The organism is Roseateles asaccharophilus, assembly GCF_031458115.1.
GTDB lineage: Bacteria > Pseudomonadota > Gammaproteobacteria > Burkholderiales > Burkholderiaceae_C > Pelomonas > Pelomonas asaccharophilus_A.
Genome location: NZ_JAVDXV010000002.1, coordinates 635464 through 659869, shown reverse-complemented (window position 1 = coordinate 659869; position 24406 = coordinate 635464). Strand labels below are relative to the sequence as shown.

General features: G+C 68.3%; 25 protein-coding genes. 15 read left to right on the top strand and 10 right to left on the bottom strand.

The features are described 5' to 3' along the window. The first annotated feature begins 14 nt into the window (after positions 1-14). The 5 genes from J2X21_RS07585 to ileS all read left to right on the top strand — a co-directional run bounded on the left by J2X21_RS07585 (position 15) and on the right by ileS (position 6388). Entirely contained in the window at positions 15-1142 is a 1128-nt protein-coding gene (locus J2X21_RS07585; protein WP_310326817.1) for an acyl-CoA dehydrogenase family protein, read from the top strand. A gap of 46 nt (positions 1143-1188) precedes the next feature. Then, entirely contained in the window at positions 1189-1731 is a 543-nt protein-coding gene (locus J2X21_RS07580; RefSeq protein ID WP_310326814.1) for a DUF3617 domain-containing protein, read from the top strand. After that, positions 1728-2453 (top strand): pseudouridine synthase, encoded by a 726-nt coding sequence (locus J2X21_RS07575; RefSeq protein WP_310326812.1) that lies wholly within the window; start codon positions 1728-1730, stop codon positions 2451-2453. Before J2X21_RS07580 ends, J2X21_RS07575 begins: the two co-directional genes overlap by 4 nt. A gap of 22 nt (positions 2454-2475) precedes the next feature. After that, entirely contained in the window at positions 2476-3492 is a 1017-nt protein-coding gene (locus tag J2X21_RS07570; RefSeq protein WP_310326810.1) for a bifunctional riboflavin kinase/FAD synthetase, read from the top strand. A 73-nt stretch (positions 3493-3565) separates the two neighbouring features. After that, on the top strand, positions 3566-6388 hold the full coding sequence (ileS, locus tag J2X21_RS07565) for an isoleucine--tRNA ligase (protein WP_310326808.1): 2823 nt from the start codon (positions 3566-3568) through the stop codon (positions 6386-6388). A gap of 141 nt (positions 6389-6529) precedes the next feature. Here the strand turns inward: ileS and J2X21_RS07560 are convergent, their stop codons facing one another. After that, entirely contained in the window at positions 6530-7036 is a 507-nt protein-coding gene (locus J2X21_RS07560) for a DUF1269 domain-containing protein (protein WP_310326806.1), read from the bottom strand. Positions 7037-7163: 127 nt separating this feature from the next. Between J2X21_RS07560 and lspA the strand changes: the two genes are divergently transcribed. Both lspA and J2X21_RS07550 read left to right on the top strand, forming a co-directional pair. Continuing rightward, positions 7164-7655 carry a signal peptidase II gene (gene lspA / locus J2X21_RS07555; RefSeq protein WP_310326803.1) on the top strand — a complete coding sequence of 164 codons (492 nt, stop codon included), beginning with the start codon at positions 7164-7166 and terminating at the stop codon, positions 7653-7655. Positions 7656-7742: 87 nt separating this feature from the next. After that, entirely contained in the window at positions 7743-9212 is a 1470-nt protein-coding gene (locus J2X21_RS07550; protein WP_310326801.1) for a hybrid sensor histidine kinase/response regulator, read from the top strand. 6 nt (positions 9213-9218) lie between these two features. On the opposite strand, the gene J2X21_RS07545 is transcribed toward J2X21_RS07550, so the two are convergent. Next, positions 9219-10208: a quinone oxidoreductase family protein gene (locus J2X21_RS07545; protein WP_310326799.1), complete on the bottom strand. Its 990-nt coding sequence runs from the start codon at positions 10206-10208 to the stop codon at positions 9219-9221. 59 nt (positions 10209-10267) lie between these two features. Here J2X21_RS07545 and J2X21_RS07540 point away from each other — a divergent pair, with 59 nt between their 5' ends. From J2X21_RS07540 to J2X21_RS07505, 8 genes are all read left to right on the top strand, one after another. After that, the gene (locus J2X21_RS07540; RefSeq protein ID WP_310326797.1) at positions 10268-11176 is read left to right on the top strand and encodes a DMT family transporter; all 909 of its coding nucleotides are present in this window, start codon (positions 10268-10270) and stop codon (positions 11174-11176) included. After that, the gene (locus J2X21_RS07535; RefSeq protein WP_310326795.1) at positions 11173-11763 is read left to right on the top strand and encodes a pseudouridine synthase; all 591 of its coding nucleotides are present in this window, start codon (positions 11173-11175) and stop codon (positions 11761-11763) included. Before J2X21_RS07540 ends, J2X21_RS07535 begins: the two co-directional genes overlap by 4 nt. Before the next feature lie 105 nt (positions 11764-11868). Continuing rightward, positions 11869-13482 (top strand): hypothetical protein, encoded by a 1614-nt coding sequence (locus J2X21_RS07530; protein WP_310326793.1) that lies wholly within the window; start codon positions 11869-11871, stop codon positions 13480-13482. Positions 13483-13528: 46 nt separating this feature from the next. After that, positions 13529-14215, top strand: coding sequence for a hypothetical protein (locus J2X21_RS07525; protein ID WP_310326791.1), 687 nt, complete (start codon positions 13529-13531; stop codon positions 14213-14215). Between the two features lie 450 nt (positions 14216-14665). Continuing rightward, positions 14666-14854 carry a hypothetical protein gene (locus J2X21_RS07520; protein ID WP_310326790.1) on the top strand — a complete coding sequence of 63 codons (189 nt, stop codon included), beginning with the start codon at positions 14666-14668 and terminating at the stop codon, positions 14852-14854. Beyond that, positions 14836-15540 (top strand): SDR family NAD(P)-dependent oxidoreductase, encoded by a 705-nt coding sequence (locus J2X21_RS07515; RefSeq protein ID WP_310326788.1) that lies wholly within the window; start codon positions 14836-14838, stop codon positions 15538-15540. Before J2X21_RS07520 ends, J2X21_RS07515 begins: the two co-directional genes overlap by 19 nt. A gap of 56 nt (positions 15541-15596) precedes the next feature. Further along, positions 15597-16478, top strand: a complete 882-nt coding sequence (locus J2X21_RS07510; protein ID WP_310326786.1) for a Tim44 domain-containing protein — start codon at positions 15597-15599, stop codon at positions 16476-16478. Positions 16479-16561: 83 nt separating this feature from the next. Next, positions 16562-18571, top strand: a complete 2010-nt coding sequence (locus tag J2X21_RS07505) for a S9 family peptidase (RefSeq protein WP_310326783.1) — start codon at positions 16562-16564, stop codon at positions 18569-18571. Here the strand turns inward: J2X21_RS07505 and J2X21_RS07500 are convergent. From J2X21_RS07500 to rimM, 8 genes are all read right to left on the bottom strand, one after another. Continuing rightward, positions 18546-19073: a histidine phosphatase family protein gene (locus J2X21_RS07500; protein ID WP_310326781.1), complete on the bottom strand. Its 528-nt coding sequence runs from the start codon at positions 19071-19073 to the stop codon at positions 18546-18548. The two genes, J2X21_RS07505 and J2X21_RS07500, sit on opposite strands and share 26 nt — an antisense overlap. Next, positions 19073-19834 carry an adenosylcobinamide-GDP ribazoletransferase gene (gene cobS, locus J2X21_RS07495; RefSeq protein ID WP_310326778.1) on the bottom strand — a complete coding sequence of 254 codons (762 nt, stop codon included), beginning with the start codon at positions 19832-19834 and terminating at the stop codon, positions 19073-19075. Before cobS ends, J2X21_RS07500 begins: the two co-directional genes overlap by 1 nt. 2 nt (positions 19835-19836) lie before the next feature. Next, on the bottom strand, positions 19837-20862 hold the full coding sequence (gene cobT / locus J2X21_RS07490) for a nicotinate-nucleotide--dimethylbenzimidazole phosphoribosyltransferase (protein ID WP_310326775.1): 1026 nt from the start codon (positions 20860-20862) through the stop codon (positions 19837-19839). A 5-nt stretch (positions 20863-20867) separates the two neighbouring features. After that, positions 20868-21857, bottom strand: coding sequence for a CobD/CbiB family protein (locus tag J2X21_RS07485; RefSeq protein ID WP_310326773.1), 990 nt, complete (start codon positions 21855-21857; stop codon positions 20868-20870). A gap of 32 nt (positions 21858-21889) precedes the next feature. Then, entirely contained in the window at positions 21890-22573 is a 684-nt protein-coding gene (locus J2X21_RS07480; RefSeq protein WP_310326771.1) for a CoA pyrophosphatase, read from the bottom strand. A 70-nt stretch (positions 22574-22643) separates the two neighbouring features. After that, the gene (gene rplS / locus J2X21_RS07475) at positions 22644-22997 is read right to left on the bottom strand and encodes a 50S ribosomal protein L19 (protein ID WP_089417256.1); all 354 of its coding nucleotides are present in this window, start codon (positions 22995-22997) and stop codon (positions 22644-22646) included. A 125-nt stretch (positions 22998-23122) separates the two neighbouring features. After that, entirely contained in the window at positions 23123-23863 is a 741-nt protein-coding gene (gene trmD, locus J2X21_RS07470; protein WP_310326769.1) for a tRNA (guanosine(37)-N1)-methyltransferase TrmD, read from the bottom strand. Between the two features lie 7 nt (positions 23864-23870). Continuing rightward, a complete protein-coding gene (rimM, locus tag J2X21_RS07465; RefSeq protein ID WP_310326767.1) occupies positions 23871-24392 on the bottom strand; it encodes a ribosome maturation factor RimM in 522 nt (173 codons plus the stop codon). Between the last annotated feature and the right edge of the window lie 14 nt (positions 24393-24406).

The window sequence follows — 24406 nt, the reverse complement described above, 5'->3', positions numbered from 1 at the left end:
CGGAGACACAAGACATGGATTTCGATTTCACGGAAGATCAGCAGGCGCTGCGTGACGCGGTGCGCCGTTTCGTCGACAAGGACTACACATTCGAGCGCCGCACGCAGATCACGCGCGCCGGCGGCTTCGACCGCTCCGCCTGGGACGGCCTGGCGGGCCTGGGCCTGACGGCGCTGGCGGTGCCGGAGGCCCATGGCGGCCTGGGCTTTGGCGCCGTCGAGGCGATGGTGGTCATGGAGGAACTGGGGCGTGGCCTGGTGCTGGAGCCCATGGTTCAGGGCGCGCTCATCGCGCCGGCCGTGCTGCAGCACGCGCCCGATGATTTGCAGGCGGAGTGGCTGCCGAGGATCGCTGGCGGCGAAGCATTGGTCGTGCTGGCCCACCAGGAGGCCAAGTCGCGCTACCGGCTGAATCAGGTCGCTACACGCGCCGTGGATGGCAAGCTGACCGGCATCAAGAGCCTGGTGCCGACCGGTGACGTGGCCGACGCCTTCATCGTGCCGGCGCGCATGTCTGGAGCCGACGACGCTACGGACGGCATTGCGCTCTACCTCGTCGAACGCGCGGCGACGGGCGTGCACACACGGCCCTACTCGCTGTACGACGGCTCACGCGCAGCCGAGGTCCACTTCAATGACACACCCGCCCAGCTCATCGCCGGCCCCGATCAGGGTCTCGCGCTGCTGGAACTGGCCGCCGACATCGGCATCGCCGCCCAAGCGGCCGAGGCCGTGGGTGTCATGGAGAAGTACCTCGCGCTGACCACCGAGTACCTGAACACGCGCAAGCAGTTCGGCGTTGCCATCGCCAGCTTCCAGGCGCTGCGCCATCGCGCGGCCGACGTGAAGATGCAGCTTGAGCTGGGCCGCTCCATGAGCTACTACGCGACGCTGCGGCTGGGCGATGCACCGGCCGTTCGCCGGCGCGCGCTGTCGCAGGCCAAGGTGCAGCTGGGCAACTCGATGCGCTTCGTGGGCCAGCAATGCACGCAGATGCACGGCGGCATCGGCGTCACCGACGAGTACGCCGGCAGCCACTACTTCAAACGCCTGACGGTCATGGAGATGCAGTGGGGCGACACCCTGCATCATCTGGGTGAAGTGAGCGCGCGGATGCAGGACACTGCAGGGGTGTTTGCCTAGGCAGCGTTTGTCGGCGCTGCCCTCTTGCCCTCTTGGAGGTCACCCGATGAAGTACGCCCCTGCCCTGTTGATCGCCGGCCTGCTGGCCGGCGCCGCCCATGCCCAGGCCATGAAACCCGGGCTGTGGGAGTTCAAGCAAACGCCTCAACTCGATCCGGCCCGCAAGGCGCAGATGGAACAGGCGCAGAAGGCCATGGAAAGCATGCCGCCCGAGCGGCGCGCCATGATCGAGCAGATGATGGCCAAGAACGGCGTCAGCGTGAACATGGCCGGCGGCGTCATCACGGTGAAGACCTGCATCACCAAGGAACAGTCCGAACGCAACTTCGCGCCGGTCAGCACGCAGGGCAACTGCACGCAGGAATCCAAGCGCAGCGGCAGCACCATCCAGACGCATTTCGTCTGTACCGATCCAGCGTCGGAGGGCGACGCCATCGTCACCTTGCGCGGCAATGAAGGGTTTTCCAACGACGTGACGATCCGGCATCAGCGCCAGGGCAAGACCGAGACCACCAAGGTCAGCGGTGAAGGCCGCTGGCTGGGCGCCGATTGCGGCACCGTGCAGCCGATGAAGTCCCAGGTCAAGTGAAGCAGCGGCTGTCGCAGATCCTGTTCAGCCAGGGTTTCGGAACGCGCCGCCTGTGCGCGGGACTGGTGTGGAACGGTGAGGTCACTATCAACGGCGAGGTCGTGGAGGAACCCGACACCGAGTTCGAGACCGAAGGCCTGCGCTTCACGATCAACGGCCAGGAATGGCCCGTCTTCGACAAGGCGCTGGTGCTGCTGAACAAGCCCGCCGGCTACGAGTGCTCGCAGAAGCCCAAGCATCACCCCAGCGTCATGAGCCTGCTGCCCGCGCCGCTGCGCGAGCGCGGTGTGCAGCCCATTGGCCGGCTGGACGAGGACACCACCGGCCTGCTGCTGCTGACCGACGATGGCGCGCTGATCCACAAGCTCACATCGCCCAAGCACCACGTGCCCAAGGTCTACGAGGCCCGCTGCAAGCATCCGCTGACGGCGGCGATGGTGGAGCAACTGCTGGCCGGCGTCGAACTGAAGGAACCGGAGGGCAAGTTCCAGCGCCCGCCGGAGACCACGAAGGCCGAGGGCGCCGAGATCGTCGACGACACGCTGCTGCGACTGACGCTGGTGGAGGGCAAATACCACCAGGTCAAGCGCATGGTGGCGGCGGTCGGCAATCGCGTGGAGTCGCTGCACCGGCCGCAGTTCGGTGCGCTGACCATTCCCGCAGACCTCAAGCCCGGCGAATGGCGCTGGGTGTCCAGCCCTTCCGAGGTTTGGGGCGAATGACGCAGCAGGGACAATGAGCCCGATGCGAGTTTTCAGAGGCTTTCACCACCGCGGCATCGCGCCCGCCTGCGCGCTGACCATCGGCAACTTCGACGGCGTGCACCGCGGCCACCAGGCCATGCTGGCGCTGCTGCAGTCCGAAGCCCGCCATCGCGGCCTGCCGACCTGCGTGCTGAGCTTCGAGCCCCATCCGCGCGACTTCTTTGCCGCCAAGGCCGGCAAGCCCGAGCTCGCGCCGGCCCGCATCGCGACGCTGCGCGACAAGCTGGTGGAACTGGAGCGCTGCGGCGTGGACCAGGTCGTCATCCTGCCGTTCGACGAGGCACTGGCCTCCCTGCCGGCGCAGGACTTCATACGCCAGGTGTTGATGGAAGGCCTGGGCGCGAAGTACGTGCTGGTCGGCGACGATTTCCGCTTCGGCGCGAAGCGCCAGGGCGACTATGCGACGCTGGACGCTGCCGGCCAGGCCAAGGGCTTCGACGTCGCCCGCATGATGAGCTACGAGGTGCACGGCCTGCGCGTCAGCAGCTCGGCCGTGCGCGAGGCGCTGGCCGCAGGCGACATGGCCGCCGCCGCATCGCTGCTGGGTCGGCCTTATGCGATCTCGGGTCATGTCACGCATGGCCGCAAGCTGGGGCGCCAACTGGGTGAAACCGCGCCGGGCGCCGCCGATGGTTTTCGCACGCTGAACCTGCGCTTCCCGCACGACAAGCCCGCCGCCCACGGCATCTTTGCCGTGCTCGTCCACGGCCTGGCGCCACAGCCGCTGCCCGGCGTCGCCAGCCTGGGCAACCGGCCCACGGTGGAAGACGCCGGCCGTGTGCTGCTGGAGGTGCACTGCCTGGACTGGCCCCTGGCTCCAGAGGGGGGCTACGGTAAACTCGCCCGCGTGGAACTGCTGCACAAACTTCGCGACGAAGCCAAGTACGACGGGCTGGACGCGCTCACGGCCGCCATCGCCGCCGACACCGAGGCAGCACGCGCCTTCCTGGCCACCCACGCCGCCCAGCGTCGCCAGACCACGCGCGACCGAATTTGAAGCGGCTCCCAGCCGCTCTTCGCTCCGCCCTCCCCGCTTCAGAATTGCCAGGCCCGCCGCCTGGCCGCATGCCATGACCACCCCGGACTACCGCTCCACACTCAACCTGCCTGACACGCCCTTCCCGATGCGCGGCGACCTGCCCAAGCGCGAGCCGGGCTGGGTCAAGGCCTGGGACGAGCAAGGCCTGTACAAGCGCCTGCGTGACGCCCGCTGCGGCAAGCCGAAGTTCGTGCTGCACGACGGCCCGCCGTACGCCAACGGCCAGATCCACATCGGCCACGCCGCCAACAAGATCCTGAAGGACATGATCGTCAAGGCGCGCCAGCTGGCGGGCTTCGACGCGGCCTACATCCCTGGCTGGGACTGCCACGGCCTGCCGATCGAGAACCAGATCGAGAAGACCTTCGGCCGCGGCCTGCCGCGCGACGAGGTGCAGGCCAAGAGCCGCGCCTACGCCACCGAGCAGATCGACGGCCAGCGCACGGACTTCAAGCGCCTGGGCGTGCTGGGCGAGTGGGACAACCCGTACAAGACGATGAACTTCGCCAACGAGGCCGGCGAGATCCGCGTCTTGAAGCGGCTGTTCGAGCGCGGCTTCGTCTACCGCGGCCTGAAGCCGGTGTACTGGTGCTTCGACTGCGGTTCTTCGCTGGCCGAGTTCGAGATCGAGTATGCGGACAAGCAGTCGCCCGCGGTTGATGTGGCCTTCCTGAGCGCCGAGCCCGAGAAGCTGGCCGCGGCCTTCGGCGTCGCGCCGCTGGCCAAGGAAGCGTTCACCGTCATCTGGACGACGACGCCCTGGACCATCCCGGCCAACCAGGCGCTGAACCTGAATCCCGAGCTGCCCTACGCGCTGGTCGACACGCCCAAGGGCTTCTTCGTCGTCGCCGAGGCGCTGGTGGAGAAGTGCCTGGCGCGTTGGCAGCTGGAGGGCAGCGTCGTCGCCACCGTGCCCGGACGCAAACTGGAGCTGCTGAAGTTCAAGCATCCGCTGGCCCATGTGCACCCCGGCTACGACCGCGAAAGCCCGGTGTATCTCGCCGACTACGCGACGGCCGAAGACGGCACCGGCGTCGTCCACTCCGCGCCCGCCTACGGCCTGGACGACTTCCAGAGCTGCGTCGCCCACGGCATGGCCTTCGACGACATCCAGAACCCCGTGCAGGGCAACGGCGCCTACGCGGCCGAACTGCCGCTGTTCGGCGGCCAGCACATCTGGAAGGCCAACCCTGTCATCGCGCAGACGCTGCTGGACAACGGCCGCTTGATGGCGCAAAGCAAGCTGACTCATAGCTACCCGCACTGCTGGCGCCACAAGACGCCGGTCATCTACCGTGCAGCGGCGCAGTGGTTCGTGCGCATGGACGAAGGCGACGGCCTGTTCACGATGGACAAGGCCCCCAAGAGCCTGCGCGAGACCGCGCTGGCCGCCATCGAAGCCACCAGCTTCTACCCAGAAAACGGCCGCGCCCGCCTGCACGACATGATCGCCGGTCGGCCCGACTGGTGCATCTCGCGCCAGCGCAGCTGGGGCGTGCCGCTGCCCATCTTCCTGCACAAGGACACGGGCGAGGCGCACCCGAACACGCTCGAGTTCATCGAGCGCGCCGCCCAGCTGGTGGAGGCCAACGGCATCGAAGCCTGGTCCAAGCTGGACGCCGCCGAATGGCTGGGCGCCGAGGCCGCGCAGTACACCAAGGGCAATGACATCCTGGACGTGTGGTTCGACTCCGGCTCCACCTTCGAGCATGTGCTCAAGGGCAGCCACAAGGGCGCCGCGCACGAGACCGGCCCCGAGGCCGATCTCTACCTGGAAGGCCACGACCAGCACCGCGGCTGGTTCCACTCATCGCTGCTGATCGCCTGCGCGCTGTACGGCCGCGCGCCGTACAAGGGCCTGCTGACCCACGGCTTCGTCGTCGACGGCCAAGGCCGCAAGATGAGCAAGTCGCAGGGCAATGTCGTTGCGCCGCAGGCGGTGTCGGACAAGTTCGGCGCCGAGATCCTGCGCCTGTGGACGGCTGCGACCGACTACTCGGGCGACCTGGGCCTGGACGAGAAGATCCTCGCCCGCGTCGTCGACAGCTACCGCCGCATCCGCAACACGCTGCGCTTCCTGCTGGCCAACGTCAGCGACTTCGACCCGGCGACCGACATGGTCAAGGCCGAAGACCTGCTGGAGGTGGACCGCTACGCCCTGGCCCGCGCGGCCGAACTGCAGACGGACATCCTGGCCCACTTCGAGCGCTACGAGTTCCACCCGGTCGTCGCCAAGCTGCAGGTCTACTGCTCTGAGGACCTGGGCGCGTTCTACCTGGACGTGCTGAAGGACCGCCTCTACACGACGGCGCCCAAGAGCCTGGCCCGCCGCTCCGCGCAGACGGCGCTGTGGCAGATCACGCACGCGATGCTGCGCTGGATGGCGCCCTTCCTCAGCTTCACGGCCGAGGAAGCGTGGCAAGTGTTCGCTAAAGGCGAGTCCATCTTCACCGAGACTTATTGGGACTTCGGTCAGACCGACGCGTCATTGCTCGCCAAGTGGAATCGCATCCACGAGATCCGCGACGAGGTCAACAAGGCCATCGAAGCCGTTCGTGTGACGGGCGCCGTGGGCGCGTCGCTGCAGGCCGAGCTGGTGCTGAAGGTCAACGAACAGGACCAGATGCTGCTTTCAAGCCTGGGCGAGGACCTGCGCTTCGTCTTCATCACGTCCGCCGTTCGCCTGGCCTCGGCCAGCGAACTGGGCGTGGTCGTCACGCCCAGCAGCCACGCCAAGTGCGAGCGCTGCTGGCACTACCGCGCCGACGTCGGCAGCATCGAAGCCCACCCGACGATCTGCGGCCGCTGCGACAGCAACCTGCACGGCGCCGGCGAAACCCGCAGCTTCGCCTGAAGCTACGGGCCGAACGCCGGGCCGCTCCCAAGCCGGCCCGTCAGGGCGATGTGCGGGTGGCTCAATGCCGCTCGCATCGCCGTCCCCTCGGGGACCGCTTGGGCTTGTCTGCGTTCATCGCGGCAAGACCGAGCGAGGGACTTACGGGAAAGCGGGTACGTTCGGCTCCATCCCCTCGAAGTGCGCTTCGGGGTGGGTGCGCGCCAGCAACTCCTCGATCTCGCCGATGCGCCCACGCGGCACGTCGACGATGAGCAGGTACTGCCCGTCCGCCAGCGCCGCCTCGAAGCGGCGCAGCCGCCGGCTGGGCGTGGAGCTGCCGATCATGCTGGCCGACCACGCGCCCAGCATCGCGCCTCCCGCCGCCATGCCGATGACGATGCCGGCCGGCGAGGCCGCGCTGATCGCAAAGGCCGCCGCCACGCCGCCTGCCGCCCCCAGGCCCGACCCGATCAGCAGGCCCGACTGAGCCGCTACGACGAGGTCGGAGGTCTGCAACACATTGGCCGCATGCAGGCCGTCCATGGGCGCGCCATCCCTGGCAACGAAATGGATGTAGTGCTCGGTGATGCGGGCGAGCAACAACTCGTCCATCGTGCGCCGCGCGCTGCCCAGGTCGGGCAGCAGCCAGTAGATGCGCTTTCGCATGACATTCCTCCAAGGGGAAGGGAGAGAACTGCTTCTACGCCCCTTCGCCGGCGCCCACAAGCCCCGGCCCGGGTACATTGGCGCCCCTGCCCGCCCCAAGCACCGGTCTTTCTCCGGCCTCAAGAACATGCCTTCCCGTTCCTCCACCGCGCCCGGTCTGGGCCAATGGCTGCTGATCGCAGCCCTCATCATCCTGGCCGACCAGTTCACCAAGATCCTCGTCATCGGCGCCTTCCAGCTGGGCGACGTGCGCCCGGTCACCGGCTTCTTCAACCTCGTGCGTGCCCACAACTACGGCGCCGCCTTCAGCTTCCTGCATGGCGCGTCGGGCTGGCAGCGCTGGTTCTTCCTGGGGCTGGGGTTGGTCGCCGCTGTGTTCATCATCTGGATGCTGCGCCGCCACGGCCACCAGAAGATGTTCGCCTGGGCGCTGACGCTGATCCTGGGCGGCGCCCTGGGCAACGTCATCGACCGCGCCATCCACGGCTATGTGGTGGACTTCATCCAGGTCTACGCCGGCCGCTGGTACTTCCCGGCCTTCAACATCGCCGACAGCGCCATCACGATTGGCGCCATCCTGCTGATCCTGGACGAGCTGCGGCGCGTGCGCCGCACTTGAGGCGGCTCCCCAATCGGGGCCGGCGCGCAGTAGTTCACGCCGGCAAGGTGTGACAAGCGGTGACAATCGCGCGCCTCCCGCCCCACCATGCTCCTCGACTTCGCCAGCCTGAGCCACTACGACTGGCTCGATGTCCCGTTGTGGGTCTTCGACCCCCAGCACCAGCGCAACCTCTGGGCCAATGCCGCGGCCCTGCGCTTCTGGCATGCCGACAGCGCCGAGGAGTTCCTGTCGCGCGACTTTGCCGAGCATGGCGACATGGTCAGCGAGCGCCTGGCCGTCACGGCGGCCGACCATGCGCAGGGCAAGATCGTCCGCGAGCAGTGGACGCTGTACCCCAAGGGCGAACCGACCACGGTGATGCTGGTATCGCGCGGCATGCGCACGCCAGACCGCCGCCAGGTCATGCTGTTCGCGGCCGACTCGCTGGGCGGCGGCCCCGACGTGGCCATGCTGCGCGGGGTCGAAGCCCTGCAGCACACGTCGGCGCGCATCGGCGTGTTCAACCTGCACAGCGGCGAGCTGCTGATGCGCAACCCCGCGGCCGCGCTGACCTTCGGCGACACGCCGCCCCCGCCGGGCGGCAGCGAGTTCAGCCGCCTGTTTGCGCACGCGCACGATGCCGACAGCATCCTGTCCCGCGTGCAGCGAGGCGAGGCCTGCCGCCAGGACGTGGAACTTCAGACGCTGGCCGGACCGCGCTGGCATGCGCTCGACTCTCGCCCCATGCGCGATCCGGTCACCGGCGAGATCGCGCTGCTGTTCAATGCCCGCGACATCGCCGACCTGAAGGCCAGCCAGGTCGCGCTGGTGGCCGCACGCGAGGCCGCCGAAGCCGCCAGCCAGGCCAAGAGCTCCTTCCTGGCCAACATGAGCCATGAGATCCGCACACCCATGAACGGCGTGCTGGGGCTGACCGAGCTGGTGCTGCAGACCACCGAGCTGACCGACCGCCAGCACCGTTTCATCTCCATGGCCCACCAGTCCGCCAAGGGCCTGATGACCATCATCAACGACCTGCTGGACGTGGCCAAGATCGAGTCCGGCCGCATCGTCATCGACGAGCAGCCCTTCGGCCTGCACGACTGTCTGAGCGAAGCCTTGCAGCCGCTGCTGCTGCAGGCGCACGACAAGGGCATAGAGCTGCACGCACTGGTCGAGCCGCGCGTGCCCGACCGCCTGGTGGGCGACGCGCTGCGGCTGCGTCAGGTGCTGATCAACCTGATCGGCAACGCGCTGAAGTTCACCGAGCACGGCGAGGTGCGCATCGAGATCGCGCTGGCCGACCCGCACGAGGGCGACCCGAGCGAGCGGCTGCGCCTGCGCATTGCCGTGACCGACACCGGTATCGGCATGACGCGCGACCAGATCGGCCAGATCTTCGACCCCTTCACGCAGGCCGACGGCAGCATCACGCGCCGCTATGGCGGCACCGGACTAGGCCTGACCATCGTGCAGCGGCTGGTGGACCTGATGGGCGGCTGCGTCGACGTCGAGAGCGAGCCCGGCGTGGGCTCGTGCTTCAGCTTCGAGATCGCGTTGACGCGCGATCTCTGAGTCATCTCAAGGCAGCAGCACCGCGCTGCCGGTCAGCAACCGAGCCTCCAGGTCGCGATGCGACTGGGCTACATCGGCTAGCGCATAGCGCCGGTCGATGCGGATCTTGACCTCGCCACTGGCCACCACCGAGAACAAGTCATCACCCATGGCCTGCGCGGCCTGCTGTGATGCCAGATGCGTGAACAGCGTGGGCCGGGTCACGTAGATGGAGCCCTTGGCCGCCAGCGCGTTGACGCTGAACGGCGGCACGGCACCGGACGCGGCACCGAAGCTCACCATCAGCCCGAAGGGCGCCAGGCAGTTCAGCGAGCCTTCCCAGGTGTCGGCGCCCACCGAGTCGTAGACCACCTTCACGCCCTTGCCGCCGGTGATCTCGCGCACGCGCTTCGCGAAGTCCGGTTCGCTGCGGTAGTTGATCGCGTGCACGGCGCCATGGTCCAGCGCCAGCTGGCATTTCTCGTCGCTGCCAGCCGTCGCGATCAGCTGCAGACCCAGCGTCCGCGCCCACTGGCAGGCGATCAGCCCCACACCACCGGCCGCCGCATGAAAAACGATGAAGTCCCCGGCCTGCAGCCCGCCCTGCGGCAGCGTGCGCTTGAACAGGTATTGCACCGTCAGGCCCTTCAGCATCATGGCCGCGGCCGTGTCGAAGGGGATGGCATCCGGCAGCTTCAGCACCGCCTTGGCCGGCATCACGCGCGCGGTCGCATAGGCACCGGGCGGCTGGCTCGCATAGGCCGCGCGGTCGCCGGCCTGCAGGTGCGTGACACCCTCGCCCACCGCCTCCACGATGCCCGCGCCCTCCATGCCCAGCCGCGCCGGCAGCGGCAGCGCATAGGCGCCGTTGCGGTGGTAGACGTCGATGTAGTTCAGCCCGCAGGCCTCGTGTCGGATGCGGATCTCGCCGGGACCGGGTTCACCCACCGCCACGTCCACCAGCTTCAGTTGCTCCGGCCCGCCGGGCGCCTCGATGACCACGGCCTTTTCACTCATGCGACGTCTCCTGCTGCAAGGTCGGCTATCGTGCCAGCCCTTTGCGCCGTGTGCTGCCAATGTCCCAACTGACCCCACGACTCGCCCTGCTGCTGACGCTGCCGCCACTGCTGTGGGCCGGCAATGCGGTCGTTGGCCGCGTCGTGCGCCACGACATCCCGCCGATGACGTTGAACGCGCTGCGCTGGGGCCTGGCCTTCGTGCTGCTGGCGCCGCTGGCGCGCCGGTTGCTGCTGAACCCGCGCGAGGCCTGGACGCGCTGGCGCGGCCTGGCCTGGCTGGGCTTCCTGGGCATGGGTTGCTACAACGCGCTGCAGTACCTGGCCCTGCACACCTCGTCGCCGCTGAATGTGACGCTGATCACCGCCAGCATGCCGGTCTGGATGCTTGGCGTGGGCGCCGTCTTCTACGAGGTGAAACCGACCCACCGGCAGTTCGCCGGCGCCGCTTTGTCGCTGCTAGGCGTGGCGCTGGTCATCGCCCGTGGTGACCCGGCCGCGCTGCTGGCCGTGCGCTTCGTGCCGGGCGACCTGCTGATGCTGCTGGCCATCTTCACCTGGGCCATCTACTCGTGGATGCTGGCCCGCCCCGGACCGGGCCTGCGCGCGGGCGAGAAGCCCGACTGGAACTGGGCCGAGGCGCTGATGGCGCAGCTGATGTTCGGCGTGGTCTTCTCCAACATGTCGGCCGGCGTTGAGCAGGCGCTGGCGCCGGCCGCCATCCAGTGGAGCCCCGCGCTGCTCGCGGCGCTGGTCTATGTGGCCGTGGGGCCGTCATTGATCGCCTACCGCTGCTGGGGCCTGGGCGTGTCCCAGGCCGGCCCGGCGCTGGCGGGTTTCTTCGTCAACCTGACGCCCGTATTCGCCGCCATCATCTCGGCCGCGCTGCTGGGTGAGGCGCCCGCCTGGTACCACGGCACGGCCTTCCTGCTGATCGCCGCCGGCATCGTCGTGTCGTCGCGCGGATGAACATCGTCCATGTGGACGACCGCATGGTCGTCGTCGACAAACCGTCTGGCCTGCTCAGCGTGCCCGGCCGCACCGAGCCTGACTGCGCCAGCGCGCGCATGCAGGCGCTGTATCCGGATGCCCTCATCGTGCACCGGCTGGACCAGTCCACTTCGGGCCTGCTGCTGTTCGCGCGCGGCGCCGACGCGCAGCGCGAGCTCAGCGCGGATTTCGCCGAGCGCCGCGTCAACAAGGTCTATGTCGCCGTCGTTGCCGGCCATCTGGACGGCGAAGGCCTCATCGACCTGCCGCTGGCCGCTGACTGGCCCAATCGGCCGAAACAGCAGGTGGACTTCAAGCGCGGCAAACCATCGCAGACGCGCTGGCGCGTGATGGCCCACGAAGGGCCCAACACCCGCGTCGCGCTGGAGCCCTTGACCGGCCGCAGCCACCAGTTGCGCGTGCACTTGACCGCACTCGGCCACCCCATCCTGGGCGACACGCTCTACGCCCCACCCGACCTCGCCGCCGCCAGCCCGCGGCTGCTGCTGCACGCCAGCGAACTGCGCATCGGCGGGCACTACTTCACTGCCGCGCCACTGTTCTAGCTCTCGACGCCACGTTCGCCTTCCTAAGATCCTGCCCGGGAAACTGGCGCGTTATGGCGTGCCGGGTCGAGGCGACTCTGCGTTGGGTCAAGAACAGAGCGAACCATGAACGACAGGACAACAAGACTGTGGGCGGTGCTGTGGCTCGCCTGCCTGCTGCCGCTGGGCGCCCGGGCCCAGCAGGCCGATCCGGCGGTCTGGGGCGTCTATGCCCGCCTTCTGGGCGCCAAGATGGTGTGGGAGAAGGCCGACGGCCTGACCTATGCCTGGTCCTGGAATGGCGACAAGACGGCCATCGTCGAGGACCAGTCCGGCGGCAAGCTGGACACCGGCGAGATCAAGGCGCTGGGTGAAGGCAGGCTGGCCCGCTTCGTCAAGGACGACCTCGTTTGGAGCGGCACCGTCCAGCCCGACGGCTCGGTCATCTGGAAGCCCGAAGGCGGCTTCTTCAGCATGCGCAGCGGAGGCCCGTTCCGGGTCCGTCTGGAAAACGATTCGGCCCTCGTGCAGGAAGGCGTGGCACTCGAGAACGGCCGCGTCACGCGGGCGCACCTGTGGCAGCGCTTCGTGGGCAATCTGCCTGCGCCTGCGCCTGCGCCTGCGCCGGCGCCCGTGGCCGCGGCAACGGCGGAGATCGCTGCGGCATCGGCGCCGGAGGACGCGGCTTCCAACTCCGTGTCCGTGGCCGACGCGGCGCCCGCCGAGGAAAGAGCCGGCCCGCGCACGCTGAGCGAAGCCGACCTCGCGAAACTGCGCAGCTCGATGGCGCGCGACAAGGTGCAGCGCGCCGAGACCTTGAAGCGTCAGGCCGAGGAAGCCCGCCGCCAGGAGCAGGCCCGCCAGGAGCAGGCCGCGTGGGAGGCCCAGATGGCCGCACAGCGCGCCCAGCAGGAACGCGAGGACCGCGAGGAAGAACGCCGCTCCGACGATGCCTTCGCAAGGGCGCTGATGGGGGGCCTGAACACCTTCAACAAGGAAATGGCCAACGCACAAGCGCAGCGCGCTCAGCAGCAGGCCATGCTCGCCAACCTGCAGCGCCAGCAGCAACAGGTTGCCGAGGCACGCCTGCGCGACCAGGAGCGCCAACGCCAGATGGCGCTGGCCCAGCAACAGCAACAGCAACAGCAACAGCAACAGCAACAGCAACAGCAACAGCAACAGCAACAGCAACAGCAACAGCAACAGCAACAGCAACAACAGCAGTTGCAGCAACAGCAGCGCCCGGCTGCGCCAACCGGCAACGCCGCGGGCAGCAATAGCCAAGCGACGCAGGCGGCCCAAGCAGCCCAGGCTGCCCGTACCGAAGCTGCCGAACGACAGCTGCGCGAGAACGCCGCGGCGGAGCGCCTGCGCCAGCAGCAGTTGCGCGAGCAGCGCGTGGCCGAAGAGCGCAGCGTCGCGCTCGCATCGGCCCCCAAACCGGCCGCAACGCAAACCGCATCCACCTTCGACGACCCCAACCGCTGCGTGTCGCAGCCCTCTCAGGTTCGCAACCCCAACTGCGAGGACGGCAGCGCCTTCACGATGACCAATAGCTGTGAGCAGCCGGTGGACGTGCGAATGTGCATCAAGACCCACCAGGGCACCTGGGACTGCGGCGCCAGCTGGGGCGTGCGCCCCGGTGCGAGCTGGTCCTACCCGTCCTGCCGCGGGACCTCGCAGGTGTACATGGACGTGCGCTCCGCTGGCAGCAACCGCCGCTTCGCCGACCCGCCCTGAGCGCCGCGAAGCCTGTCCCCTCTGATCACCGATCACAAACGAAGCCATGAAGAACAAGCACCCGACCGCAAAATTCGGTGCGCTCACCTGCGTACTGACCCTGGCACTCGGCGCCCAGGCCCAGCAAGCCCCGGCCCCGCAGCCGAGTCAGACTGCCGAAGGCGCTCAGCGATTCCTGTCGACGCTGGTCCGCAAGGGGAACGGCTACGCCTGGTTCGTCGACGCCCAGAACCGGACCAACTACGTGCGCGGCAAGGCCGTGCGCACCACCACGCACATCGGCGTGATGGGCAACGACGAGACGAAGTCGGAGCGCGTCATCGAGAAACAGCTGGGCGCCTTCACCGTCTCGTCCATCGACAGCCAAGGCCCGGACGGCAAGCCCGACGCCTGCCTGACCCGCATCGCCAAGTGGGAGACCAAGGAGCAGTTCGTCGAGAACAAGAGCTGGCAGACGACCGACGAGGGCATCCTCATCGACACGCCCATCCTGCACAACGAGAACAGTACCTACGAGTTGACGCCCGAGCTGGTCGGGCCGCACTGGATCGACTGGCGCAACGTGAAGCTCGCCCGCAGCACCAACGGCGCACAGATGACCGCCTCGTTCAAGGCGAAGAACTTCACGGCTCACCTGTCCTTCACCGGCGAGACAGAACTGGTGGACCGCGTCGAGTACGCGATGAAGTTCCTGAAGATGAGCTGCGACGACACCACGGCCACCGGCTTCTGACGCGATGGTCATGCTGACCGATCCACATGATCGAGCCCGGATGTGCTACCGCATCCGGGTAATGGTCGCGGGCGCTGCCCTGCCCGGCATCGCCGCCCACGCACACACCTAGCCCGCCGCCGGCCAGACAGCAGAGGGCGCGCAGAAGTTCCTCGCCACGCTGGTTGCCAAGGGTCACGCCACAACCTGGTTCGTCGATGCCCAGAACCGGCGCAACTACGTGCGCCGCATGGCGAAGGTGAGCACCTTCGAATACGGTGTGTTCGCCGACGCCCCGTCGGAATGGCAGAAGCCGATCGAGAACCAGTTGCTGCCGTTCACGCTCGGCGAGATCGACACGCTAGGGCCGAATGACAAGCCGGACGCCTGCGTGACGCGGCGCGCCAAATGGCGCCCGCACGCGAACGAGCAGACGGTCGAAAATCACACTTCGCGCCGGAGGGTACGCAGATGGCGGCGTCATTCAAGGGCAAGGCGTTCACCGCCCACCTGGCGTTCAGCGGCGAGACGGAGCTCATCGACCGCGTCGAGTACGCGATGAGGTTCCTGAAGATGAGCTGCGACGACAGCGCCGCCACCGGATTCTGGGGGCCCGCACGGCACCGACGTAGAGTCGCGCCATGCACCTCTACATCGTGACCGGCAGTTCCCGCGGCCTCGGCGCTGCCCTCGTCGAACAATTGAGCCAGCCCGGCAACACCGTCATCGGCATCGCTCGGCGGCAAAACGCGGCGCTGCAAGCCGAGCAATGGGCGCTTGACCTGGCCGACCCGCCGGCGGCCGCCGAGCGGCTACAGGCCTGGCTGCAGGCCCACACCGGCTGGCACAGCGCCACGCTGATCAACAACGCGGCGCTGCTGAGCCAACCCGGTCCGCTGGCGGCGACGCCGCTGGCCGAGCTGTCCGCCGCGCTGCGCGTGGGGCTGGAAGCGCCTGCGCTGTTGAGCCGCGTGTTCCTGGCGGAAACGGCCGCCGTGCCGCTTCGGCGCATCCTGAACATCTCCTCCGGCCTGGGCCGCCGCGCGATGGCCGGCAGCGCCAGTTACTGCGCCGTGAAGGCCGGGCTGGACCATCTGAGCCGGGCGCTGGCACTGGAGGCGCCGGACGTGGGCGTCGTGTCTCTGGCACCTGGCGTCATCGATACTGACATGCAGGTCCAGTTGCGCGGCGCCGACCCCGCGAGCTTTCCGGAGCAGGCTCGCTTCCAGGGCCTGAAGGAGGGCGGCCAACTGCAGACGTCCGGCGATACGGCGGCGGCCATTGTTCGTTATCTCATGCGGCCAGACTTCGGAAAAACCGTCGTATCAGACATCCGAGACGCTTGAAAATCCTGAGCCTAGCCGCTATTTGTGGCTTGTATCCCAATCTCTTGGAGACTCGCTTGAACCGCATCCTTGCCGTGAGCCTGGCCACCCTGCTGGCCGTTGCCCTGCCCGTCCATGACGCCGAGGCCAAGCGCCTGGGCGGCGGCGGCATGAAGCGCAGCGTGCCCACGCAGACGACGCCGCAAACGCCACCAGCCCAGCCGGCGGCCCCGCAACAGGCCGCGCCTGCCAAGCAGGCAGCCGCGACGCCCGCAGCCCCGGCCGCGGCGCCCAAGCGCTCGTGGATGGGCCCCATCGCCGGCCTGGCCGCAGGCCTGGGCCTGGCCGCGCTGGCCAGCCACCTCGGCTTCGGTGCCGAACTGGCGAACTTCATGACCATGCTGCTGCTGGGCATCGTTGCCTTCGTTGTCATCGGCTTCCTGGTTCGTCGCTTCGCCAAGCCCAAGGCCCAGTTGGCCGGCGCGGGTGCGAACGGTGGCAGCTTCCGCATGCAGCAGGCCGAGCAGCAGCAGCCCGCGTGGCAACCCCAGGCCGCCGCACCGGTCGCCGCTGCCAGCAGCGTGAGCAACACCGTGCCCGCCGATTTCGATGCCGCCGGCTTCGAGAAGATCGCCAAGCAGGTGTTCATCCGTCTGCAGGCCGCCAACGACGCCGGTGACCAGGCCGACCTGCGCCGCTTCACGACGCCGCAGATGTACGCCAGCATCCAGTCCGACCTGCTGGAGCGCGGCAGCCAGACGCAGCGCACCGAGGTGCTGCAGCTGGACGCCAGCGTCGTGGACGTGGCGACCGAGCGCGGCGAGCAGATTGTGTCGGTGCGCTTCTGGGGCCTGGTACGTGAACAGAGCGAGCAAGCCGCCACGGACTTCGACGAGGTGTGGCACCTGGTGCAGTCAGGCGAGGGCTGGCTGATCGCCGGCATCCAGCCGACGGCATGACCAACGACACAGCGGGTTAGACACTAGTCCAACCCGCTCCAAAATGGGCGCTTCAAGCGCCCATTTTCTTTTGAGGCTCCCTCATGAAACTTCGCCTTTCCCTTTGCGCGCTGGCAACCGCCGTGCTCGCTGCCTGTGCGTCCACCCCGCCGCCCGCGCCCTCTTCGTCCACCGCCACCGTCGCACCCAACGCCAACCTGGTCGTGCAAGGCATTCCGCCGGTGCCGCAAAGCCTGGCCGACGCGATCGGTCGCTACAACGATTTCCGCGGCCACACGTTCTCCGACTGGCATCCGACCGCGCGCGAGATGCTGGTTAGCCACCGCAAGGCCGGCGCCAACACGGCGCAGATCTTCCGCGTGACGTCGCCGCTGGCTGAAGGCCAGCAGCTGACCGACGGTGCCGACCCGGTGACACGCGCCACCTACGAGCCGCGCACCGGCAAGTACATCGTGTTCGAACGCGCCGCTGGCGGCAACGAGGTCGGGCAGATCTTCCGCCTGCCGCTGGACCAGGCCGGTGCGCAGCCGGTGCTGCTGACCAGCCCCGACGAGCGCCATGCCATCAACACCTGGCTGCGCAAGAGCGGCCAGCTGGTCTACTCGTCGGTGCCCATCGACCGCACGGCCCAGGGCGGCACGCGCACCAAGATCACGACCACGCTGTGGCTGATGGACCCCGAGAAGCCCGCAGGCCGCCGCAAGCTGGCGGAGCTGGACGGGGGTGGTTGGGCGGCTGGCCGCCCGTCGCCCGATGAGCGCACCCTGTCGCTGACGCGTTATCTGTCGGCCAACGAATCGCAGATCTGGCTGCTGGACCTGGCCAGCGGTGCCACGCGCCAGGTCGCGCCCGCCGTGGGCAGCACCGAGGCCAAGGCCTCGTACTCCCCCGCCGGCTGGGCGCCAGACGGCCGCGCGATGTGGATCGCCAGCGACCGCGCCGGCGAGTTCCGCGAGCTGATGAAGCTGGACCTGGCAAGCGGTGGCATGGCGCGCGTCAGCAGCCACATCCCCTGGGACGTCAGCGGCGTCACGCTGACGGAAGACGGCAGCAAGCTCGCCGCGCAGTTCAACGTCGACGGCCGCGACGAGCTGCGCCTGTTCGATGCCAGCGGCAAGGAGCAGGCCCTCAACGCCAAGCTGCCCGACGGCAACATCGGCACTGCCAGCTACCACCGCGGCCGCAGCGAGCTGGCCCTCTCGATCAGCAACGCCCAGGGCCCGGGCCAGATCTACTCCGTGGGCACGGACGGCAAGGTGCAGCAGTGGACCAAGGCGTCCGCCGCACCGGGCATGGACACCTCCGGCTTCAGCGAGCAGAAGATCGTGCGCTGGAAGAGCTTCGACGGCACGACCATCTCGGGCCTGATGACGCCGCCGCCCAAGAAGTTCACGGGCAAGCGCCCGGTGCTGATCTCCATCCATGGCGGCCCGGAGTCGCAGGCGACCTTCGGCTTCCTGGGCCGCAGCGCCTACTACGTGCAGGAACTGGGCATGGCACTGATCCAACCCAATGTGCGCGGCTCCAGCGGCTACGGCAAGAGCTTCCTGGCGATGGACAACGGCTTCAAGCGCGAGGACTCTGTGAAGGACATCGGCGCGCTGCTGGACTGGATCGCGACGCAGCCCGACCTGGACCCGTCGCGCGTGCTGGTCACGGGTGGCAGCTATGGCGGCTACATGACGCTGGCCGTGTCGACCAACTACGCCGACCGCATCGCCGGTGCCATCGACGTGGTGGGCATCTCGCACTTCGTGACCTTCCTGAACAACACGGAAAGCTACCGCCGCGACCTGCGCCGCGTCGAGTACGGTGACGAGCGCGACCCCGCAATGAAGGCGCACCTGGAGAAGATCTCGCCGCTGACCAACGCGGCCAAGATCAAAAAGCCGCTGTTCGTCATCCAGGGCAAGAACGACCCGCGCGTGCCTTACACCGAGGCCGAGCAGATCGTCGAGACCGTGCGCAAGGGCGGCACGCCCGTCTGGTACCTGCGCGCGGAGAACGAAGGCCATGGCTTCCAGAAGAAGGACAACCAGGACTTCCAGTTCTATTCGACGGTGCTGTTCATGCAGCAGACGGTTCTGAAGTAAACGACTTGCTGTAACCCAACGGCGCCGGCCACGTGGCCGGCGTCGGCTTTTGTGGACCTTGCCATGCGCGGGCGTTGACCCAGCCGCCATGGCCCACGGCCAGCGCGCAAGGTGGCCGCCAGGCCGTCGCGCGGGCCAGCAGCGCATTCAGCGACTCACCGCCCTCGAAGCCAAAGCCGCAGAAGTCGGCCAGCCAGCGGTCGAACTCGGCCTGCGGAATGTCGCGCCAGGGTTTGCCGTCCCAGGTGCCGAAGTCCATCTCGCGCAGCGCGGGGTCGGTGCGCCAGGCAAAGCCCCAGCGCTTCAGCCATCGGCCTACATCCGCAGCCCGCTGCAGCGGTGACGTGATCACCTCGCGCGGCAGGCCTCGGCGGCGTGCGTGCGCACGGATGCGATGCGCCAGCCGCTTGGCCTTGCGCGGATCCACCGGCAGGTCGGTGCGGCCGCCAATGCAGCGCCCCTCGGCACCTCGTGGCCTGGGGTGGCGCCAGATCGTGAACATCAGATGGCCGCCGTGAAGGCCAGCAGCACGGCGATCTCGGCCAGCTGCTCGGTGGCCCCTAGACCATCGCCCGTGTAGCCGCCCAGGCGCCGCTTCAACCACTGCCGCATCATCAGTGCCACAGCGCCGGCCGCGACGGCCGCAAGCAGCAGGCGCTGCAGCGGCACGCCCCATGCGCCCAGCGCCAACGCGAGCAACCCGCACCAGCCCAGCGCGATCAGCGCATTGCGAGGTGCAACGATCAGCGCCAGCGGCTTGGCCTTGGCGTGTTCCGCATCGCCCCCATAAGGAAGGCTGACCATGACGCCCACTGCCGCCGCACGCGCGAACGCGTGGCAGGTCAGCACGGCCGCCACCGCGGCCCACAACGGGCGCGAGGCCAGCACCGCCAGCAGCGCGGCGCGCAGCAGCAGGCTCAGACCCAGCGCCAGCGCGCCGTAGCTGCCGATGCGCGAGTCCTTCATGATGGCCAGCGCCTTGTCGCGCGGCACGACGCCGCCCAGCGCGTCTAAGGTGTCCGCCAGGCCGTCTTCGTGGAAACCGCCCGTCAGCGCGATCGTGGCCGTCAGCGCCAGCACGGCGGCAATCCAGGCCGGCCAGAACTGCGACGCCCCGAGCAGCACCGCCGCGCCCACCGCACCCACCAAGGCGCCGACCAAAGGGAAGTGGCGCACGCAGTCGTTCAGCCATGCAGGCTGGAACCCGTTCACGCGCACCGGCAGCCGCGTCAGGAACTGCAGTGCGACGAGGAACAAGCGCATGCTCAGTCCTTGTTGCTGACCCCGGCGCTGTCGAAGCTGGCCATGTCAGCCAGCAGTGCACAGGCGGCGGTCAGCAGCGGCCAGGCCAGCGCCGCGCCGCTGCCCTCCCCCAGGCGCAGGTCCAGGTCCAGCAATGGCCGCACGCCCAGGTGCTGCAGCCAGCGCGCATGCGGCCCCTCGGCGGAACGGTGGCCGAACACACACGCTGCCAGCACGCCGGGTCGCAGCGCCTCGGCCAGCGCAACGGCGGCCGTCGTGATGAAGCCGTCGACCACGACCACGCGGCGATGCGCGGCGGCCGCGATGACGCTGCCGGCCATCGTGACGATCTCGAAGCCGCCCAGTGCGGCGGCAATGTCCAGCGGCGCCAGCGCCGCGGCATTGACGGCCAGCGCCTGCTCCAGCACCGCCAGCTTGCGCGCCATGCCGGCGTCATCCAGCCCCGTGCCGCGGCCCACGCAGTCGGCAAGCGGCAAGCCGGTCAGCCTTTGCATCAGCAGGCTGGCCGATGACGTGTTGCCTATGCCCATCTCGCCCAGCAGCAGCGCATTGCCCGGCAGGCGCTCGACCAGCGCCATGCCATTGCTCAGCGCCTGCTGCGCCTGCGCCAGCGTCATCGCCGAGCCGGCACTCGCGTCGGCCGTGCCGGGCGCGATGCGCAGGTCCGCAGCGCCTGGCGCCAGCAGCGCATCGACGCCGCAATCCGCGATCGTCAACGCCAGCCCCTGCTGACGCGCCAGCACCGACACCGCCGCGCCGCCGGCCAGCATGTTGGCCACCATCTGCGGCGTGACCTCGCGCGGGTAGGCCGACACGCCGCGACGAGACAGCCCATGGTCGGCCGCAAAAACCACCAGCTGCGGCTCGCGCAGCACCGGAATTTCCTCGCCCTGGATCAGCGCCAGTTGCAGCGCCAACGCCTCGATGCGCCCCAGCGCACCCAGCGGCTTGGTCTTGTGGTCGATGGCGTGCTGCACACGCGCAGCCAGCCCAGGCTCGGCCAGCGCCGGCAGATCAGGAAGGTTCATGGGTTTCAGCCGACCAGGTTGGCCAGCGTCAGCAGCGCCAGCAGCAGCATCCACAGCACCACCGAACGCCACACCAAGCCCACCACGCTCTGCAGATGGCCCAGTTGCGGCGGCGCACCCGCCGTGGAGCCGGCGGCGCCGGTGGCTTCGGGCTCGGAGCCGGCGTCGAAGGTCTTGCTGCGGTCCGGCGTGATGCCCGGCGCGGCGGCACCACCCAGCTGCAGGCCCACGGCACCGGCGGCCGACGCGAGGATGATGCCTTCGTTGGGATGCAGCCAGAGCGAGGCGTCGCGGCGCCACGCGTTCACCGCTTCTTCGAAATTGCCGACGATGGCAAAGCCGGCGGCCGTCAGGCGGGCCGGCACATGGTCTATGAACACGAAAGCCTGGCGTGACAAGGCCAGCAGCCGCTGATTGGTGGGCGCGTCCAGCGTGCGGCTCTTGAAAGCCCAGTAGCGGCTGGCGAATTCGGCCATGCGATAGATCACGGCACCCGCCGGCCCCAGGCCCAGCGTCGAGCAGACGATGAACCAGAAGAACACGCCGAACACGTGGCGATGCGCGGCCAACAGCGAATGCTCGATGACGTGGCGGATCAGCTCGGTGCGCGGCAATTCGCTGGCATCGAGGTGGCGCCATTCGGCCAGCAGCTGGCGCGCGGTCGCGTCGTCGCCGCGCTCCAGCGCGTCGCGGATGTCGGTGAAGTAATGGCTGAACTGCCGGAAGCCCAGCGTCAGATAGAGCACGAGGACGTTCAGCGCCAGCGCCAGCAACACCATGAAGTGATGTGCGGCCCAGTACAGCAGCGCGACCGCGATGCCCGGCACGAGCACGGTGATCGCCCAGACGACGGCGGCGTGGTGCTCGCCCCCCGCGTCGAAGTTGCGGCCCGTCCAGCGCACCCAGGCAATGACCGACTGGTGCACGCGATTGCCATGCCTCAGGGGCTTGAGTTGCTCACACAACAGGGCCAGCAGCACCGCAAAGAAATTCATGGGCCGGGATGATAGTGGCGCCCGACCGGTGCTCAGACCGTGATCAGCAGTCGGTAGAAGTTGCGCAACATCGCGGCCGTCGCGCCCCAGATGAAGTACTCACGCTCCGGCCCCTGCCACGGCATCGACAGGAAGCGCCGCTCGGCCCCACCGAACTCGAAGCGATGGTGGCGGTGGTGGGTCGGATTCATCAGGAAGGCCAGCGGCACCTCGAAGGCCTCGGCCACCTCGAACTCGTCCAGCTTCAGCGTGAATCCCGGCTCGACGAGCGCGACCACCGGCGTGACCTGGAAGGCCGTCACCGTCGAATAAACCGGCAACTGTCCGATGACCTGGATGAACTCGCGGGGCAGGCCGATCTCTTCCTCGGTCTCGCGCAGCGCCGTCGCGACCGGGCCGTCGTCCTCGGGCTCGACGCGGCCGCCGGGAAAGCTGATCTGGCCGGCGTGGTCACGCAGGTGGTCGGTGCGGCGGGTCAGCAGCAACGACAGTCCTTCGTCGCGCTGCACCAGCGGCACCAGCACCGCGGCACCGGCCGGCTCGCGATTGGCGAACAAGCCGCCATCACCCGCGAACTCCGGCGTCCACGCGGCCGCCGCCGCCAGCCGTGCACGGATCGCCTCGGCCGTCAACGCGGCAGCGGGAACCGCGGGCAGATGGTCATCAACGCCCGTGACGGGCGCGAGTTGGGGCTGGGTGATGGCGGGACGGGTCATGCGCGGCAGAAAAAACAAAAGCCGCCGAGAGCGTAGCTCCAGGCGGCTTTGGCGGTGGGGAACCGGCTGATTAGGCCAGCTTTTCCTTGATACGCGCCGACTTGCCCGAACGCTGACGGAGGTAGTACAGCTTGGCACGACGGACATCGCCGCGGCGCTTGACTTCGATCGAGGCGATCAGCGGGCTGTACAGCTGGAACGTACGTTCCACGCCTTCGCCGCTGGAAATCTTGCGGACGATGAAGCTGCTGTTCAGGCCGCGGTTGCGCTTGGCGATGACGACGCCTTCGTAGGCCTGCACGCGCTTGCGGGTGCCTTCAACGACGTTCACGCTGACGATCACGGTGTCGCCGGGGGCGAAGGCCGGGATGGTCTTGTTCAGGCGAGCAATTTCTTCTTGCTCAAGGGTTTGGATCAGGTCCATCTGTACTCCTAAGGATCTTGGCGAAACGCTATTTATCGGGATGTTTGCAGCCCTGGATTCCAGAGCCACTCGAACCGCCAGAGGATCGGACAGCCCGCTAGTGTAGCCTGACTTGCGGGTTTCGCCTAGAGCTTGGCCAGGAAGGCTTCGTCCGCCTTGCTCAGCAGACCTGCCGCCCGAGCAGCCCCGATCAGGTCGGGCCGACGCGCCGCCGTCACGGCGAGCGAGCGTTCGCGGCGCCAGCGCTTGATGTCGGCATGATGGCCGGACATCAGCACCGCCGGCACCTCGCGACCATCAGGCAAGACTTCGGGGCGGCTGTAGTGAGGGCAGTCCAGCAGGCCGTCGGAGAAACTGTCCTGCTGATGGGACTGCGCGTCCCCCAACACACCGTCCTGCAAGCGGGCCACCGCGTCCAAGAGCGCCAGTGCCGGCAGTTCGCCGCCGGACAGCACAAAGTCACCCAGGCTGAGTTCCAGCGTCACATGGCGATCCAGCACGCGCTGGTCTATGCCTTCGTAACGGCCGCACAGCAGGATGGCGCCGGGACCGGCCGCCAGTTCCTGCACCCGCGCCTGATCGATGCGGGCACCGGTGGGCGTGAAGTGAATGACGGCCGGCTGGTTTTCGCCGCGGTCCGCCTTGACCGCGGCCAACGCCTTGTCCAGCGGCTCCGCCAGCATCACCATGCCGGGGCCGCCACCATAGGGGCGGTCGTCCACGCGGCGATAGTTGTCTTCGGCGAAATCGCGCAGCGGCCAGAGCCGCACATCGACCTGGCGACTCTCGAACGCGCGCCGCGTGACGCCATGCATCAGATGCGGCGCGAACAGCTCCGGGAAGATCGTCAGGATGTCGAAGCGCATGACGGCTTCAGAAGTCCAGACCCCAGTCGACCACGATGCGCCTGGTCTCGAGGTTCACATTGTCGACGAATGCTTCGACGAAGGGGATCAGTCGCTCCTGGTCCGGCTTGGCCGGCTCGACCACGCCAGGCGGCAGGATGCGCAGCACGCAATGCGGTCCGGTGTCGATGAGGCCGATAACCCGGCCCAACGCCTCGTCTGCGCGATTGACGACGTCCAGGCCGATCAGATCGACCCAGTAATACTCGCCGTCGGGCGTGCGCGGGAAGTCGCTGCGAGGGATGTAAATCTCATGGCCGCGCAGTGCCTCGGCGGCATTGCGGTCGTCCACGCCGTCGGCCGTCGCGACGATGCCCTCGCCCTGCTCGCGCACGGAGCGCACGGCTAGCAGGAGTTGGCCTGGCTTGGGGCCGGTGGACTTCAGGTACCAGCGCTTGGCGCTGAACAGCGCATCCGCATCGACCGAATAGGCCTGCACCTTCAGGCCGCCCTTGATGCCCCAGGCATCCAGAATGCGGCCGACCGGCACCAGATCTTCGGGCC

Excerpts from the sequence above, each read along its gene's own strand:
- J2X21_RS07585 (WP_310326817.1), top strand. The coding sequence starts at position 15 with ATGGATTTCGATTTCACGGAAGATCAGCAGGCGCTGCGTGACGCGGTG.
- J2X21_RS07580 (WP_310326814.1), top strand. The coding sequence starts at position 1,189 with ATGAAGTACGCCCCTGCCCTGTTGATCGCCGGCCTGCTGGCCGGCGCC.
- J2X21_RS07570 (WP_310326810.1), top strand. The coding sequence starts at position 2,476 with ATGCGAGTTTTCAGAGGCTTTCACCACCGCGGCATCGCGCCCGCCTGC.
- ileS (WP_310326808.1), top strand. The coding sequence starts at position 3,566 with ATGACCACCCCGGACTACCGCTCCACACTCAACCTGCCTGACACGCCC.
- J2X21_RS07560 (WP_310326806.1), bottom strand. The coding sequence starts at position 7,036 with ATGCGAAAGCGCATCTACTGGCTGCTGCCCGACCTGGGCAGCGCGCGG.
- lspA (WP_310326803.1), top strand. The coding sequence starts at position 7,164 with ATGCCTTCCCGTTCCTCCACCGCGCCCGGTCTGGGCCAATGGCTGCTG.
- J2X21_RS07550 (WP_310326801.1), top strand. The coding sequence starts at position 7,743 with ATGCTCCTCGACTTCGCCAGCCTGAGCCACTACGACTGGCTCGATGTC.
- J2X21_RS07545 (WP_310326799.1), bottom strand. The coding sequence starts at position 10,208 with ATGAGTGAAAAGGCCGTGGTCATCGAGGCGCCCGGCGGGCCGGAGCAA.
- J2X21_RS07540 (WP_310326797.1), top strand. The coding sequence starts at position 10,268 with ATGTCCCAACTGACCCCACGACTCGCCCTGCTGCTGACGCTGCCGCCA.
- J2X21_RS07535 (WP_310326795.1), top strand. The coding sequence starts at position 11,173 with ATGAACATCGTCCATGTGGACGACCGCATGGTCGTCGTCGACAAACCG.
- J2X21_RS07530 (WP_310326793.1), top strand. The coding sequence starts at position 11,869 with ATGAACGACAGGACAACAAGACTGTGGGCGGTGCTGTGGCTCGCCTGC.
- J2X21_RS07525 (WP_310326791.1), top strand. The coding sequence starts at position 13,529 with ATGAAGAACAAGCACCCGACCGCAAAATTCGGTGCGCTCACCTGCGTA.
- J2X21_RS07520 (WP_310326790.1), top strand. The coding sequence starts at position 14,666 with ATGGCGGCGTCATTCAAGGGCAAGGCGTTCACCGCCCACCTGGCGTTC.
- J2X21_RS07515 (WP_310326788.1), top strand. The coding sequence starts at position 14,836 with ATGCACCTCTACATCGTGACCGGCAGTTCCCGCGGCCTCGGCGCTGCC.
- J2X21_RS07505 (WP_310326783.1), top strand. The coding sequence starts at position 16,562 with ATGAAACTTCGCCTTTCCCTTTGCGCGCTGGCAACCGCCGTGCTCGCT.
- J2X21_RS07500 (WP_310326781.1), bottom strand. The coding sequence starts at position 19,073 with ATGTTCACGATCTGGCGCCACCCCAGGCCACGAGGTGCCGAGGGGCGC.
- cobS (WP_310326778.1), bottom strand. The coding sequence starts at position 19,834 with ATGCGCTTGTTCCTCGTCGCACTGCAGTTCCTGACGCGGCTGCCGGTG.
- cobT (WP_310326775.1), bottom strand. The coding sequence starts at position 20,862 with ATGAACCTTCCTGATCTGCCGGCGCTGGCCGAGCCTGGGCTGGCTGCG.
- J2X21_RS07485 (WP_310326773.1), bottom strand. The coding sequence starts at position 21,857 with ATGAATTTCTTTGCGGTGCTGCTGGCCCTGTTGTGTGAGCAACTCAAG.
- J2X21_RS07480 (WP_310326771.1), bottom strand. The coding sequence starts at position 22,573 with ATGACCCGTCCCGCCATCACCCAGCCCCAACTCGCGCCCGTCACGGGC.
- rplS (WP_089417256.1), bottom strand. The coding sequence starts at position 22,997 with ATGGACCTGATCCAAACCCTTGAGCAAGAAGAAATTGCTCGCCTGAAC.
- trmD (WP_310326769.1), bottom strand. The coding sequence starts at position 23,863 with ATGCGCTTCGACATCCTGACGATCTTCCCGGAGCTGTTCGCGCCGCAT.